This is a genomic window from Gammaproteobacteria bacterium (assembly GCA_016200485.1).
Classification (GTDB): Bacteria; Pseudomonadota; Gammaproteobacteria; order Tenderiales; family Tenderiaceae; genus JACQEP01.
In genome coordinates this window covers 67,580-82,845 of record JACQEP010000016.1, presented here as the reverse complement: position 1 = coordinate 82,845, position 15,266 = coordinate 67,580, and the positions used below count along the sequence as shown (strand labels likewise).

General features: G+C 53.0%; 15 protein-coding genes and 1 pseudogene. 10 read left to right on the top strand and 6 right to left on the bottom strand.

The features are described 5' to 3' along the window. Positions 1–123: 123 nt before the first annotated feature. Positions 124–2,151: a hypothetical protein gene (locus HY272_10455; GenBank protein MBI3773104.1), complete on the top strand. Its 2,028-nt coding sequence runs from the start codon at positions 124–126 to the stop codon at positions 2,149–2,151. Positions 2,152–2,235: 84 nt separating this feature from the next. Here the strand turns inward: HY272_10455 and HY272_10450 are convergent, their stop codons facing one another. Together HY272_10450 and HY272_10445 are read right to left on the bottom strand one after the other, a co-directional pair. Next, positions 2,236–2,565, bottom strand: coding sequence for a DUF2288 domain-containing protein (locus HY272_10450; protein ID MBI3773103.1), 330 nt, complete (start codon positions 2,563–2,565; stop codon positions 2,236–2,238). A 172-nt stretch (positions 2,566–2,737) separates the two neighbouring features. Next, on the bottom strand, positions 2,738–3,088 hold the full coding sequence (locus HY272_10445) for a hypothetical protein (protein MBI3773102.1): 351 nt from the start codon (positions 3,086–3,088) through the stop codon (positions 2,738–2,740). A gap of 240 nt (positions 3,089–3,328) precedes the next feature. On the opposite strand from HY272_10445, the gene HY272_10440 reads away from it, so the two are divergent. Further along, positions 3,329–3,739: a hypothetical protein gene (locus HY272_10440; GenBank protein ID MBI3773101.1), complete on the top strand. Its 411-nt coding sequence runs from the start codon at positions 3,329–3,331 to the stop codon at positions 3,737–3,739. Here HY272_10440 and HY272_10435 read toward each other — a convergent pair. Further along, on the bottom strand, positions 3,702–5,216 hold the full coding sequence (locus HY272_10435; GenBank protein ID MBI3773100.1) for a YifB family Mg chelatase-like AAA ATPase: 1,515 nt from the start codon (positions 5,214–5,216) through the stop codon (positions 3,702–3,704). The genes HY272_10440 and HY272_10435 overlap by 38 nt on opposite strands. Positions 5,217–5,221: 5 nt before the next feature. Then, positions 5,222–5,503: an accessory factor UbiK family protein gene (locus HY272_10430; protein MBI3773099.1), complete on the bottom strand. Its 282-nt coding sequence runs from the start codon at positions 5,501–5,503 to the stop codon at positions 5,222–5,224. 249 nt (positions 5,504–5,752) lie between these two features. Here HY272_10430 and glnK point away from each other — a divergent pair, with 249 nt between their 5' ends. The 3 genes from glnK (at position 5,753) to HY272_10415 (ending at position 8,021) form a co-directional block, all read left to right on the top strand. Then, positions 5,753–6,091: a P-II family nitrogen regulator gene (gene glnK / locus HY272_10425; protein ID MBI3773098.1), complete on the top strand. Its 339-nt coding sequence runs from the start codon at positions 5,753–5,755 to the stop codon at positions 6,089–6,091. Between the two features lie 35 nt (positions 6,092–6,126). Beyond that, complete coding sequence (locus HY272_10420) at positions 6,127–7,548, top strand: ammonium transporter (GenBank protein MBI3773097.1); 1,422 nt, start codon at positions 6,127–6,129, stop codon at positions 7,546–7,548. Positions 7,549–7,832: 284 nt separating this feature from the next. Beyond that, entirely contained in the window at positions 7,833–8,021 is a 189-nt protein-coding gene (locus HY272_10415; GenBank protein MBI3773096.1) for a DUF2892 domain-containing protein, read from the top strand. A 249-nt stretch (positions 8,022–8,270) separates the two neighbouring features. On the opposite strand, the gene HY272_10410 is transcribed toward HY272_10415, so the two are convergent. Beyond that, a complete protein-coding gene (locus HY272_10410; protein MBI3773095.1) occupies positions 8,271–9,269 on the bottom strand; it encodes a LysR family transcriptional regulator in 999 nt (332 codons plus the stop codon). A 120-nt stretch (positions 9,270–9,389) separates the two neighbouring features. On the opposite strand from HY272_10410, the gene HY272_10405 reads away from it, so the two are divergent. Both HY272_10405 and HY272_10400 read left to right on the top strand, forming a co-directional pair. Continuing rightward, positions 9,390–9,974, top strand: coding sequence for a DUF2892 domain-containing protein (locus HY272_10405; GenBank protein ID MBI3773094.1), 585 nt, complete (start codon positions 9,390–9,392; stop codon positions 9,972–9,974). 103 nt (positions 9,975–10,077) lie between these two features. Beyond that, positions 10,078–11,083, top strand: a pseudogene (locus HY272_10400) (TerC family protein). A gap of 23 nt (positions 11,084–11,106) precedes the next feature. Here HY272_10400 and speE read toward each other — a convergent pair. Next, positions 11,107–11,961 (bottom strand): polyamine aminopropyltransferase, encoded by an 855-nt coding sequence (gene speE / locus HY272_10395; GenBank protein MBI3773093.1) that lies wholly within the window; start codon positions 11,959–11,961, stop codon positions 11,107–11,109. Positions 11,962–12,068: 107 nt separating this feature from the next. Here speE and speA point away from each other — a divergent pair, with 107 nt between their 5' ends. The 3 genes from speA to HY272_10380 all read left to right on the top strand — a co-directional run bounded on the left by speA (position 12,069) and on the right by HY272_10380 (position 15,263). Continuing rightward, entirely contained in the window at positions 12,069–13,952 is a 1,884-nt protein-coding gene (speA, locus tag HY272_10390; protein ID MBI3773092.1) for a biosynthetic arginine decarboxylase, read from the top strand. Between the two features lie 181 nt (positions 13,953–14,133). Beyond that, positions 14,134–14,418: a cupin domain-containing protein gene (locus tag HY272_10385; GenBank protein MBI3773091.1), complete on the top strand. Its 285-nt coding sequence runs from the start codon at positions 14,134–14,136 to the stop codon at positions 14,416–14,418. A gap of 26 nt (positions 14,419–14,444) precedes the next feature. After that, positions 14,445–15,263, top strand: coding sequence for an FkbM family methyltransferase (locus HY272_10380; protein ID MBI3773090.1), 819 nt, complete (start codon positions 14,445–14,447; stop codon positions 15,261–15,263). Positions 15,264–15,266: the final 3 nt, after the last annotated feature.

Sequence of the window (15,266 nt, the reverse complement as noted above, 5' to 3'; positions counted from 1 at the left end):
GAGGATGGCCGAGGCATGGATGCTATCGGTGCATGCAATGGAATTGAGTCATTGACGACCAATCCTTTAACGAACACAGCGTCAGCACTGGTTCGAGTAATGCTAATAAAGCAAGGAAGCGAGATGTTTAAAAAGTTATTGCAAGCTCTGTGTGTTGTCATCGGGGTATTGTTCATATCGACGCTGCTATTCACACTGAATGCTGAGGCAGCCAGCGTGGATAGCTTGATTGTTTTGATTCCGGATGGGTTTGAGTCTCAGGATGATCCTCGGGCGGATACCTGGGTCGATGCCGCCAGCGAAGAAGGGGTTAGGCTGGAGTTCATGCATGACTCTGACTTTATGGCTTTGGGGACGAGGGCGCTTAAGTATAGTGGCTTTGTCATGCCCGACCAGATTCACCAGAAAGCCAGCGATGAACTGATTGCGGCGCTGAAAAGCTACGTTTCCCAGGGAGGCAAGCTCATGCTTGTTTACGATGCCGGTGCCCTGACGTCCAAGGGTGTCTACCCAAGTAATCCTGTCATCACATCGCCGCTCACATATTCATCGCGCTTTGGTGATCTGGCCGGGGTTGATTATCTGTTTTATGAAGAGTTTCATGAGGCCGGCACGATCAACAAGTTGGTAGGGCTTGGGCCGGTGCTGGGCGTCGAAAAAATGCTCTGGCAGCTCCAAGTGCCACCGGGCAAGTCCATGCCATTCGCCGGCCTGCCGGTACGAGATATGCCGACCTACGTGCCTGCCAATGAATACGATCCTGGTGGTCTGAAAATCGTTACCCTTGACCATGATGACGACGCGAACAAGGTTGTTGATAAACAACGACCCTTACCCATACCGGTTGCGGCCTCGACAGAGGTGCATCAAATCAGTGGTTATGCCAATGAAGTTATCAACTATAAGAGTTTTGTGACCCGAAATCGGGGCGATCACTATGCCGGCGACGTGCTGTTGTCCTCGCCTCGTTATGGCTTGGTGGCTGGTTTGAATAGCGTTGGCGCGGGCAAGGTGCTGTTCGTCAATCTGTCGCTGAGCTATCTCAAAGGGCAAACCGACGGCATGCTGATGCATGGTTTTATGCACTATTTTGCTAACACCATGTTAGGCCTGCCACGGTTGGCCAATCATCCTAAAGGCATCGGTGGCTTGGTGTTCAACTGGCATGTTGATTACCGCAAGCCGGTCGAGGTGAATATTGGGCAGCTCGATAAACAAGGCGTGTGGGATCGTGGACCATACTCGATTCATTTTACCGCGGGCCCTGATGTTAACTATGCGGGCGATGGCCTGGGCATGGATCTGCCCAATAATTTAAAGGCGCAGACATGGGTGCGCTACCTTGATCAGAAGGGTCATCAGGTGGCCAGCCATGGTGGTTGGATTCATAACTATTATGGATCACAAGCCACTGAAGACAACGGTGCGGACTTTAAACAATACCTGGTGTTGAATCATGAAGCGGTGGATGCTGTTCTCGGGCGCAAGACCACCGAGTATTCTGCACCGCTCGGCAATAATCCACTCTGGGCCATGGACTGGTTACAGGATTATGGCATCCGTGGTTATTACTTTGCCGGCGATACGGGTATGGGACCAACCCGCGCTTATCGAGAAGGCAAACCTACGAAGCGGGGCATGTGGGCGTTTCCGGTCAGTCCTTTGGGTCAGTATGCAACGTTCGAAGAGTTTTCCAAGTATGGGGTCGGTAATGCGGAGATCACGCGTTGGTATGCGGCGCTGATGGATTTCGCCGTATACAACCATACCAGTCGTCTGATCTACGCGCATCCACCGGGCGCAGTTGGGTATCCCGAGGTCATTCAGGCCTTGTTGGATCGCGCGGACGCCTATCAAGACAATGGCATCTTCAAGTGGTATACCATGACCGACCTGGCCAACTTTATGAACAATCGGGCACAGGTGTCATGGCAGGTGACAGAGGACGCGCTTGGCCGACATCGCTTTAGCGCCAACCATCCTGCATCGCTGAAAGACCAGACCTGGATGTTACCCAAACGCTGTTACAACCAGCCCAAGGTGGTGTTGGGTAAGGCTGATGTGCTTAAGGATGCGTTGAACTGGATCGTGATCGCTAAAGATGTGACCGATCTGCAATTTGATGCGAAAAAAATTAAGGGTCATAACTAGCGCCTATCTCAAAATCGCTTTAATTGGAGATTGAGGGTCCTCGCCAGGCAGAGTGCGCCATGCGCATCCTGCAGAAAGCATTACTTAGCGTATCGTCAACGCATTCCGTTCCTGCACCAACACCCACGGTGCAATAACTACGGCCCAAAACTCGGCTTGTGTTTCGTGCCAGCGTTGGGCGTCGGTATCCGTAGCATGGGCGATACCGCCGGTATTCAACCATTGCTCAACGGATGCTTTATTGTCTTGAATAAAGCATCTTGCAACCTCCACCAAATCCAGATTACCCGTAACCACAATGACTACGCCGCGTGCGAAATGGCGTTGCAATTCGGGCCAGCTCAGGCGGCCGGTTTCGAGATTGGTTTTTTGCCGAATTTCTTCGGCGGAGAAATTTTTATCGTCGAGTTGCATGAAAATACGATCTCTAATCAAGGAATAAACCGCGAAGGTCGCAAAGTTAGCAAAGAAAAATCCGTGAGAGAGGGAAGCCTTACGTCGGCAAAAAACCGATCGTCAGCAGATTAAACTACTTTTGTCACTTCGCGTGCCTTTGCGACCTTTGCGGTTATATTCGTTTTGTAAACTAACGAAACTTGCCGCCGCCTGGCCCCAGCAATCCGCTGCCACCCATTTCCGGCACAACGATTTGCGAAGCGGCTTCGCGTTGCATTTCCTGTAACTCCCTTACAGTGCGTTCCAGGGCCTGATCGGCCGCTTTGGCAAATTCATCCATCGCTTCTTTTAGTGTTTTGGCGGGGATTTCAAAACTGAGCGGCAGGGCGCCGGCCGGGGTCATGACCTGGGTTTGGCCGAGGAATAAGGGCTGACGCGCAGTATCGGTAGTGCCTTCGACAGTGACTGGGGTCAGCATCCGGATGCTGCCGATTTTGCGATCGGTATAAGTTTCTTCGTGGAATAAACCCGCGGGATCCATACCGGGGAATTCGTGTGAGTTTGGGTTCATGGTGAGTATTTCTCCTATAGCTCAGGGGTCTGGCCGGAACCTTATCATAATTAGGAGGTGATGACAGTGTTCGGGTTAACAGGCGGCTGACATGGTCTATACTTGATTACAGTAGTATGGATTGGAGTGTATCTGTAGCGTCCGATGACGCATCCGAGTTCATGCACCTCGCAGCGCACTTTCATCGGGCCGCGCAAAGGAGGTAATCCTGTGAACCTATTATCTGATCAAGAACTTAGTTACGAGCGGCGCTGGATTTGGTACAGCTATTTGTGTTGTCTGGCCATCATTACGGTGCCGGTTGCGGCGCTGATCAGCGGCTGGAAGCTGAGACGATACAAGCGGTTACTGCCGGCGGCCAGCGCCGTCGATCGTTCCGAGCTGGAGCTGTTGGCGACCCATCACGAGTGGATATTGCGCAGCATCGCCGCGACCCTGATTTTGGCGATGGTGGGGATCGGTACCGCGTATTACATCTTCGGTTTGGGGGTCATGGTGTTGGTGGCGGTGTGGTGGGTTTATCGGCTGGTGCGAGGCATACTGGCGTTGGCGGGGACGCATCCGCTGCCTTCTTTGGTGTGTACTAGTGGGCGCTGTTACGGTCCAGCCGCCGGTAGCTGATGGCTTCGCTGAGATGGCCGATGCCGATGTTGTCGCTGGCGGCGATGTCGGCAATGGTGCGCGCGACGCGCAGGATACGGTGATAGGCGCGTGCGGAGAGGCCGAGCCGGTCCACGGCTTGTTGCAGTAGTTTTTGCCCGGCGGCGTCGACGCGACAGTATTTTTCCACTTCGCGGCTACTGAGTTGGTGATTGGCTTTGCCACTCCGTGTAAGTTGGCGTTGGCGGGTGGCCTCGACGCGTTGGCGCACGAGGGCGCTGGTTTCGGTCGTGGTGTCGCGTTCAGCGTAGAGTTGTTCTTTCGGCAGTTGCGGCACTTCGATGTGCATGTCGATGCGATCGAGGATCGGTCCTGAAATCTTGGCGCGATAGCGTTGTACCTGTTCGGTAGTGCAGCGGCAACGGCCGCCCTTGTCGCCAAGATAACCGCAAGGACAAGGATTCATCGCCGCGATCATCTGAAAGCGGGCGGGAAATTCAGCCTGGCGCGCAGCGCGCGAAATAGTGACCTTGCCGGATTCCAGCGGTTCGCGCAGCACTTCCAGCACCCTGCGGTCAAATTCCGGCAGTTCATCGAGAAACATCACGCCATTGTGCGCCAGAGAAATTTCACCGGGGCGTGGATTGCTGCCACCGCCGACCAGGGCAACGGCCGAAGCGGTATGGTGCGGCGCACGAAATGGGCGTAATCGCCAATTTTCAGTGCTAAATCCGTGCAGACTAATCGATTGCAGCGCTGCGGTTTCCAACGCTTCTTCTTCGGTCATCGTCGGCAATACGCCGGGCAGACGGCTGGCGAGCATGGTCTTGCCGGTACCGGGCGGGCCGATCATCAGCAGACTATGGCCGCCCGCCGCCGCAATCTCCAATGCGCGCTTGGCATGCGGCTGGCCGCGCACATCGCTGAGATCGGCGATGAATTCCGGTAGTTCTGGCAAACTCATCGCAGGCTCCGGGTTTAATGCGCCATTGCCAGTGAAGTGGGCGCAGACTTGCAACAAATGATCGGCACCGAGCGCGATGCAATCGCCTGCCAATGTCGCTTCGGCGGCGTTGCTGCGCGGCAACACCAGGGCGCGTTTCGCATCGCGGCTTTGCCGGGCGACAGGCAGCACGCCGCGCACGGGGCGTAGTTCGCCGGAGAGGGCAAGTTCGCCAATGAATTCGTAATTGCTCAATTTATCGGCGGGGATTTGGCCCGATGCCGCGAGGATGCCGAGCGCAATCGGTAAATCGAAACGGCCGCCGTCTTTCGGTAAATCTGCGGGTGCCAGATTGATGGTGATGCGGCGCATAGGAAATTCAAAGCGGGTGTTGAGCAGTGCGCCGCGGACGCGATCTTTGCTTTCTTTGACGGCAGTTTCGGGTAAACCAACAATCGACAGGCTTGGCAAGCCATTGGCAAGGTGAACTTCAACCGTGACCAGTGGCGCATCGATACCGCAGCCGGCGCGGCTGTAAACGACAGCGAGTGACATAAATACTACGGAAGATAACTCGAGTTGTTGGTCTTGGTGCGCAGACCGCTGGCATCTTCCAATTCTGTGACTTGTTTTTGCAGTTGGTCAATTTTGGCACGGGTGCGGGCCAGCAGTGCCATTTGGGCGTCGAATTCCTCGCGTGTCACCAGATTGAGGCGATTGAAGGTGCCTTGCAAAACAGCATGGAAATTCTTTTCCAGATCTTGCTGCAAGTCTTTAACGTTGACCGGTACGCTGTCGGCGAGTTTCCGCGCCAGTTCATCGAGAATCTTCGGATCCATCATCGCTGTTTCCTCCCTTATGTGGTGTTTAGTGTACGTCAATTTTAGACGAAGTGTGCGCACCAGCGTGGTGCATTTGTGCTTGAGGGGGGTGTTTCCTGGTGCATTAGGTCACGTTCCATGTCGGGCGAAAATCATAACTCATTGTAAATTAATAAAAATTAACATTGGCACGGCTCATGCTCCATCTCCCTCACCATTGGATTGGATTGGTACGGGATTAGGGCCCACGGTTATTGGAAGGAGCGAGTTATGAAACTAGTCACAGCAGTTATTAAACCATTCAAGTTAGACGATGTACGAGAGGCGCTGTCGGAGATCGGGGTGCAGGGCATCACCGTCACCGAGGTCAAGGGGTTTGGGCGGCAGAAGGGGCATACCGAGCTGTATCGTGGCGCGGAATATGTCGTCGATTTTTTGCCCAAGGTCAAACTCGAGATCGCTATCGATGATGGCCTGCTCGAGCGCGTGATCGAGACGATCACCAAGGCGGCAGGCACAGGCAAAATCGGCGACGGCAAGATTTTCGTTTTTAATCTTGAGCAAGCCATTCGTATTCGCACCGGCGAGTCCGGTCCTGAAGCGCTGTAAGAAGGGGGACAACAATGAAACTGATATTGAAGTGGATGATGCTCAGTGTGATGTTGTTTGTCTCACCACTGAGCCTGGCAGATGAAACATCAACAATGAAGCAAGAGCCTGCACAAGCAGTGGTGGAGACTTCTGCGGTTCCGGCTGAAGCAGCGCCCGCTGCTCCCGTTCCTGACAAGGGCGATACCGCCTGGATGATCGTGGCCACGGTGTTGGTAATTCTGATGACCATCCCCGGTCTTGCGCTGTTCTACGGCGGTTTGGTGCGGACGAAAAATGTGTTGTCGGTGCTGACACAAGTCTTTGTGATCTTCGCCATGATTGCAGTGTTATGGGTGATCTACGGTTACAGCCTGGCATTCACAGCGGGCGGTGATATGAATAATTTTGTTGGCAGTCTGAGCAAGATGTTCCTGAGTGGCGTCACGCCGGAGTCGGTGGTGGAAACCTTCAGCAAGGGCGTGGTGATTCCGGAATACATCTTCGCCATGTTCCAGCTTACCTTTGCCGCGATTACCGTTGCATTGATCGTGGGCGGTTTCGCCGAACGTATCAAGTTTTCTGCACTGCTGGTGTTCTCCGCGTTGTGGTTCACCTTCTCCTATCTGCCGATTGCGCATATGGTGTGGTTCTGGGGTGGTCCTTCAGCGTTTGGTGACCCGGCGGGCTTTATCTTCGGCAAGGGTGCGCTGGACTTTGCCGGTGGCACCGTGGTGCACATCAATGCTGGTATCGCTGCGCTGGTGGGTGCGCTGGTGATCGGCAAACGCGTCGGCTACGGTCGTGAATCCATGGCGCCGCACAACCTGACCATGACCATGATCGGCGCGGCGTTGCTGTGGGTGGGCTGGTTCGGCTTCAACGTCGGTTCCAACCTTGAAGCCAACGGCGTGGCCGCACTGGCCATGGTGAACACGCTGCTGGCAACCGCTTGCGCAACCATGTCCTGGCTGTTGGCAGAGTGGATGATAAAAGGTAAGCCGTCACTGCTCGGCGCTGCTTCCGGCGCGGTAGCGGGATTGGTGGTCATCACGCCAGCGTGCGGATTTGTCGGACCCATGGGCGCGCTCGTGCTCGGTTTAACCGCTGGCGTCGTGTGTCTGTGGGGTGTCACCGGCTTGAAGAAAATGCTGGGCTATGACGACTCTCTGGATGTCTTCGGTGTCCACGGCGTTGGCGGTATTCTCGGCGCGATCGGCACCGGCATCTTCGTCAATCCAGCATTGGGCGGCCTTGGCGTGTTTGATTACAGCACTATGAAAGTGGCCGAGTTCTCCGCTTCTGGCCAGATCATCAGCCAGTTGTGGGGCGTAGGCATTACCGTGTTGTGGTCTGGCATCGTCAGCTTCGTGCTGTTTAAACTGGTGGACATGGTCATGGGACTGCGCGTGCCAGAAGAAGCGGAACGCGAAGGTCTCGACGTGTCCTCGCACAACGAGCGTGGTTACAACTTATAACCATAATAAAAATCCCCCTCCTCCCTCCCTACGGGCGCCCCGGTGGCGCCCGATTTTTTTGAACCAAATCTGTTCATGATATGCGCCGTCTCTTAAATGTAGGGGCGATTTTCGTTGTTGCCGAAGCCGTTCGTGTTTGATATCAATGATCAATCTTGTTGCATTTGTATAACCTTATGCGACTAGGTTACATACATCTGCTGCAGGTACCCACTATTATTAAATCAAGGGTGGTTAATAACCCGGGCTATAATAATAGTGGTATCTGAACAGGAGAGACTCAAATGAACGTCGGAACAATTGATCGAGTGGTGCGCGTGGTGGCCGGTTTGGTGCTGGTCGGTTTGGCGGCAACCGGTACCTTGGGGGTGTGGGCTTGGATCGGGGTTGTGCCGCTGGTGACGGGAGTTATCGGCTGGTGTCCTGCATACGCACTAGCGGGCATTAACACTTGTCCAGCCCAGAAGAACTAAAATCAGGTATTTAGTAACAAAAACCATGCTGTCTTTTCGTTGTGCAAACCTGTGAGGTTTCGGCGAAATTCGGGATTTGTGATTAACTTCGGGGCTCAGGTGTGGTAGCTTCATGCTAACCAAAAAGTCTGCAACGCAGACTTTTTGGTTTTGTTACGCCTTGCTTATGTTTTGTGGTCTTACCGTAGCCGTCACTTCTTTAATGCAATGTGATTGATGTAGACTCGCTCAATAAAATGCGAAATTGGTCTAACGTACTTTCGGTCGACGTGAGCGGGCTTTATCGTGGTGTTGATGCTTGGAGAGAAATGCCTCGATCATAGTCTCAAGTATCTTGCCCTCCTGTTGTAGAAAACGCAGAAACTCCTCGGCTACTACAGATAGCATCTTGCCCCGTGGAAAGGCGACATGCCATTGACGTTCGATGGGGAACTCCTCCACATCTAGGATTGTAAGCGGCCCGCGGCTGCCTTCCCAAATAATACTGTGCAAGGACAGAACGCTTAGACCAAGCTCTCCTGCCAAGGAGTGCTTAATGGCCTCGTTGCTGCTCAGTTCCATGCGTACGTTGAGACGTAATCCGTGTCGAGCGAACAATTTTTCGGTGGCATCACGGATGCCGGAGCCAGGCTCACGAGCGATAAACGGTTGTGCAGCGATATCGCGCAAGTGAATGTTGTGTTGCTTGGCTAGCGGGTGATTGCGGTGGGCCATCACGAACAATGGATTTCGCGTGAAGGACATTGCTTCGATCCCATCGTCGATTGGTGGATTGTGGCCAAGGATGTAGAGGTCGTCTTCGTTGGCTAGCAGACGATGCAGTACATGGTCCCGGTTGCCGAGGCTGATAGAGACATCGATGCCGGGGAATCGCTTGACGAATTTGCCCATTACTTCAGGCACAAAATATTTGGCGGTACTAATGGCTGAAATGCTAAGGGTGCCCTGCTTGAGTCCACGCAGCGCGGCCAATTTCATCTCGACATGATCTAGGTTACGAAAGATTTCCTGAACCGTTTTGTAAAGTTCCTTCCCCGCGGCGGTAAGGTAGATTTTCTTGCCGATCTGCTCGAATAGAGGTAGACCGATGCTGTCCGTTAACGATTTGATCTGGGCCGACACCGTTGGTTGGGTCAGATGCAGCTCCTCTGCTGCACGAGTAAAGTTGTTGAGGCGTGCAATAGTGGCGAACACCTGGAGTTGCCGCAGGGTGACATGACGGGCCAATCTAAGCATGGTCGGGTTTATCCATAGACAAAAATCTATGAATTATCGTAACAATATCAATTTCACTAAATCAATGCCTTCGCCAATACTGTAATTGAACGGAAGTGATTTCAACGCCACTTATCACTGAGGAGGTAAGCTATGAACGCAACTGGCACAACTTATGACACCACTAGCAGTATTAACGTGGGATCTCTCGATCGTATCGCGCGATTGGGTTTAGGGGCGCTGTTGATCGGTATCGAATTATCGGCGGGTGAGCCACGTGGAGTCAATGTGGTTATGACCTTGGTGGCGATACCTCTGATTATCACAGCCCTGATCGCATGGGATCCGATTTATGCCCTGTTAGGTAAACGGACGGCAACGTTAAGGGCTCAGCCAATGGATCTACGCACTTATCATTACCGCGATGCCAATGCGGGTATCAATATGGGCTGGCCTGATCGGTTTGGGAGACTCGGTTTTGGAGCTGCGCTGCTCAGTGTCACGTTGTTAGGAAGTGGTCCAGTTGAATGGGGTGTTTTCACTGCCCTAGTGTCGATCCCGATCATCATGACAGGAATGTTAGGTTTTGATCCGATTTATCAAATGGTTGGGATTCGTAGCGCCTTTTTGCCTCAGTCACCGAAGCCAGGCTCTGCTGCTGGTTATAACCAGCCGGTGCAGATCTTTACGTTCTTCGATGAAGTGCAGTCAGACAGTGCTGGTAAGCGTGCTGCTTAATTCATTGAGTGAGGAGGTAAATCTGAAGCCTGGGGTGTCGGCCCGGGCTGTTTTCCCTCAGATGAGTAATCACGGGTAAAGCACTCTCTCGGAGAGATCGATTATGGATAGCATTGGCACGTGGTGGATGTGGATTGGGTTTTTTGCCCTTGTCATTATTATGTTGTTGCTAGATTTGCTGCTGCGCGGTGGAAGGCAGCATCGCGTGTCATTCAAGGAGGCGGCTGTATGGTCCGGTGTGTGGGTAACAGTGGCCTTGCTATTTTGCGCAGGCCTTTGGTGGTACTTGGAGGTCACAAGTGGGCGTGAGCTTGCCAATGAAAAGGCATTAGAGTTTCTTGCCGGCTATTTGATAGAAAAGTCTCTAGCGATTGACAATGTTTTTGTCTGGCTGACGATATTCAGTTTTTTTGCAGTGCCTATCGAGTTGCAAAGGCGTGTGCTGTCATGGCGTGATTGGTGCCATTATTATGCGCACTGTGATGGTTTTGTTGGGTGGCTGGTTGATCGTCCAGTTTCACTGGGTGCTTTACCTCTTCGGAGTGTTCCTGATCGTTACCGGTATCAAGATGTTGTGGTTTGCGAATGAACGGCCGGACCTTGAGACGACCCCTGTAGTGCACTGGCTGAGACAACATTATCCTGTCACTACCCAATTGCATGGGGAGCGATTTTTCATCTTACATGATGGCGTACGTTATGCCACACCCTTGATGCTGGTGTTGATATTGGTGGAGATTAGCGACTTGATATTTGCAGTTGATAGCATCCCGGCGATCTTCGCGGTGACCACTGATCCGTTCATCGTTTTGACCTCGAATGTATTTGCTATTCTTGGGCTGCGGGCGATGTATTTTCTCTTGGTGGATTTCGCTGACCGTTTTGTCTTTCTTAAGTATGGCCTGGCGGCGATGCTGGTTTTCATCGGTGGCAAGATGTTGTTGCTAGATGTGGTCAAGATACCAGTGTTGGTGTCACTTGGGGTAGTGGGATTAATCCTGCTAGTAACAGTAAGTCTGAGCCTAATCCACTCAAGGCGGCTGGAAGGGAGTAGGTCTCTTCCCTCTTCGTGCAACAACGAATCTGGCCCTAAAGTGACAAGCTACTAACAAATTATATTTGCCGATAATGTTTAACCCAACCCCGCCTCTTTACAAAACTCCGGCTGCGCCAGCGCAGCGCGGTGGATGTCGACGTTGTAATAAAGGGTTTTGAATTGCTTGTTGCGCGAATCCTGTTCGCGAAAGCCCTGGATTTGATTATCTTTGCAAGCCATGGTGCCGCTCCACCAGCCGGATGGATACACCGGTTGTGGGAAGTAATGCGTCTTGGTGGCGGTGAAGCCGGCGCCGAGCATGGCGTGACGCATTTCCTTGAGCAGCTTCAAGTGATACAGCGGCGATTCGCTTTGCTGTACCAGCAGGCCGCCGCCGCGCAGGATGCGGTGGCATTGCTCGTAGAAGGCTTTGTTGAATAAACCTTCAGCCGGGCCGATGGGGTCGGTGCTGTCGACGATGATGATGTCGACGCTGGCGGTTTCGGCATCTTTCACCCACTTGATACCGTCATCGAACAATACTTTGGCGCGCGGGTCGCCATTGGATTCGCACAGCTCGGGGAAATGAATCTCGGCGAGGCGGGTGACGGCCTCGTCGATGTCGACTTGCCACACACGCTCGACTTCATTGTGCTTGAGCACTTCGCGCAGCGTGCCGCAATCGCCGCCGCCGATGATCAGAATCTTTTTCGGATCGGGATGGGTGAACAGCGCCGGGTGGCTCATCATCTCGTGATAGAGAAAGTTATCGCGGGTGGAGACCATATAAAAGCCGTCGATGGTCATCAGCTTGCCCCAGTTCACGGTGTCGTAGATCTCGATACGCTGGAAGGGGGTTTGCTCCTCGTGCAGCTTGGCCTTGACCTTGAGCGAGAAGGCTGAGCCGTCGGCTTGGTGGATTTCGGTGAACCAGGTGTTATCCAGCGCCATGAAAGAGTCCTCGTGCGGTAAAGCAGGCCGAAACCCGGCCGGGTGGGTATAATAACGATCCGACATTTTATATCAACCCCGGGGTTTATGCCCGGTTGAGGAGCGCTATGCAGTGGGATATTGAGGCCGCACGCGAGACGTATAACGTTTCACACTGGGGTGGCGGTTATTTTGATGTCGGTCCCGGCGGGCGCTTGCTGGTGTACCCGAACCGCGACCGTAGCCGTCCCGGCATCGATCTTTATCAGCTGGCCCATGAGGCGCGTGATATGGGGCTGTCGTGGCCGGTGCTGGTGCGTTTCACCGATATCCTCAAGGATCGGGTGGATACCCTTTGCGGCGCCTTTACTCAGGCGATGGCAGTCGACGGCTATCGCGGCGGCTATACGGCGGTGTATCCGATCAAGGTCAATCAGCAGCGGACGGTGGTCGAGCATATTCGCAATCACGGCGGGGATCGCGTCGGGCTCGAGGCCGGTAGTAAACCAGAGTTGATGGCGGTGCTGGCCTTGTCGAATCTCGGCGGCGTGGTGGTGTGCAATGGTTATAAGGACCGCGAATATATCCGGCTGGCGCTGATCGGTATTCAGCTTGGCCATCGTGTGCATATCGTCATTGAGAAACTCTCCGAGCTGGATCTGGTGCTGGACGAATCGGCCAAGCTGGGAATTGAGCCTTTAATTGGCGTGCGCATGCGGCTAGCGTCGATTGGTGTTGGTAAATGGCAGAACACCGGTGGCGAGAAATCCAAATTCGGGTTGGCGGTGAATCAGGTGTTGGACGTGATCGAGCGCTTGCGCGCGGCGGGCAAGCTCGATGCGCTGCAATTGCTGCATTTCCATCTCGGTTCGCAACTTCCCAATATCCGCGACATTCAAAAAGGCATGCGCGAAGCGGCGCGTTATTATGCCGAGATGCGGCGCCTGGGCGCGAATATCCGCTGCGTGGATGTCGGTGGTGGCCTAGGTATCGATTACGAAGGCACGCGCTCGCGCAGTTATTGCTCGATGAACTACAGCGTGCAGGAATATGCCAACAACGTCGTGCATGCACTGTGGGAAATTTGCAACGAGCTTGATCTGCCCCACCCGATAATCATTTCCGAATCGGGGCGTGCGATGACAGCGCATCATGCGATGCTGATCACCAATGTCATTGACCGCGACGGTGCGCCGCGCGCGGAAAAGATTGCACCGGTGAACGAAGACGAGCCGATGGTGATCCAGAACCTGTGGTATCTCTATGACGGCCTGAGTTCGCGCTCGGTGATGGAGGCTTACCATGACGCAGTGCATTGGCTGGGCGAGGCGCAGGACATGTATACCCACGGCATTCTGACGCTTGAACAGCGTGCGCGTTCAGAGCAACTTTATTTTGCGATTTGCTGGCGGGTACGTGAACTGCTCAAGATCAGCAGCCGTTCGCAACGCGAACTGCATGACGAACTGAATGAGAAGCTGGCCGATAAATATTTCTGCAATTTTTCGTTGTTCCAATCGCTGCCGGATGTGTGGGCGATCAAGCAGATTTTTCCGATCATGCCGCTACATCGGCTCGACGAGCCGCCCTCGCGACGGGTGGTGATTCAGGATTTGACCTGTGACTCCGATGGTCGCATCGATCAATATGTCGACAGCGAAGGCGTGGAAACCACGTTGCCATTGCATGACTACACGCCGGGGCAATCCTATTTGCTGGGTATGATGTTGATCGGAGCCTATCAGGAAATTCTCGGCGATATGCATAACCTGTTTGGTGACACTGATGCTGTCGATGTTGAGCTAACCGCCGATGGTAAATATCGTTTGGTGCATCCGGAGCGCGGCGATACGGCGGATGAGTTGCTGCGGTATGTGCACTACGAGCCGGAAGATTTGTTGAATGCCTTCCGCAGCAAACTGGAGACAAGCAAGCTGACCGCGGATCGTCGCCAGAGCTATCTGGAAGAGCTGACGCTCGGGCTGCGCGGCTACACTTATTTCAAAGAGTAATTATTCACCACAGAGACACAGAGGACACGGAGATTTAATCTTGAAAGCAATCCGTCATTCTCTGGTGGGCTGTTGAAAATGGGATTCTGGGGCTCGACCTGCTGGAAAACAAATTTCTCTGTGCCCTCTGTGCCCTCTGTGCCCTCTGTGTCTCTGTGGTGGGTAGCCGTATGCTAAAAGGATGAATGCCATGAACGAGATCAAAGTCGAAAAACAACCATCACCAGAAAAGTTGAAACAGGCGGGCGTGCTCGAATGGCCAATCTGGACCAAAGAGGTTTCAAAATTCCCGTGGACCTACGATTCTGCCGAAACCTGCTATTTTCTTGAAGGTGATGTAATTGTCACGCCTAAAGACGGCGCGCCAGTGCGAGTGGGTAAGGGTAATCTGGTGGTGTTTCCGGCAGGTATGGCTTGTACTTGGGATATCAAACAGGCTGTAAAAAAGCACTACAATTTCGATTAAACGATTTTTGCGGAAGGCGGGGCGTTATGGTGCAAAAGATTATTGATACTGCCGGTTATAACGCAGTAGTGAAAGGGAAGTACGGCCATATTGTCTACAATAAGAATGATATTTATATCGGTAGAGCAGTTGAAAAATACGGTGAATTTTCCGAGGCCGAGGTCGAGTTGTTCCGGCAGTTATGCCAGCCAGGGGATGTGGTCGTCGAGGTGGGTGCCAATATTGGTACCCATACCATGGTGCTCGCAGCGATGGTCGGCAATCAGGGGCGCGTCTATGCGTTTGAGCCACAACGCATCGTCTATTACACACTGTGTGCCAATATGGCGCTCAATAGCATCGAGAACGCATATTGTTTTCAAATGGCCGCTGGTTTGGAGGAGGGGACCATTCTTTTGCCAGGGATTCGTTATGATCAGGAGGGCAACTTTGGTGGTGTCGAAGTCAATAAATTCGATTATGGCGATAAAGTGCGCGTGGTTAAGCTGGATGATTTCCTTGAGCCACCAAAACTAAAGCTGCTCAAGATTGATGTTGAAGGCATGGAGCATGACGTGATCAGCGGTGCCAAGGCATTAATCTCGCGCTACAAACCAGCGCTATATGTCGAGAATGACCGGCTGGATAAATCAAAGGCTCTAATTGAGTTGATTCAGTCGCTGGATTACCGGCTCTACTGGCATATGCCACCATTATTTAACCCGAATAACTTCGCTCGCGATAACGAGAATCTTTACCCTGGGATAGTGTCCGTGAACATGCTCTGTTTTCACAAAAGCTTTGATATAAAGGTGGATGGATTTCAGGAGGTCCTGAATTCTGATTTTCATCCAATGAAGCGCTGATGA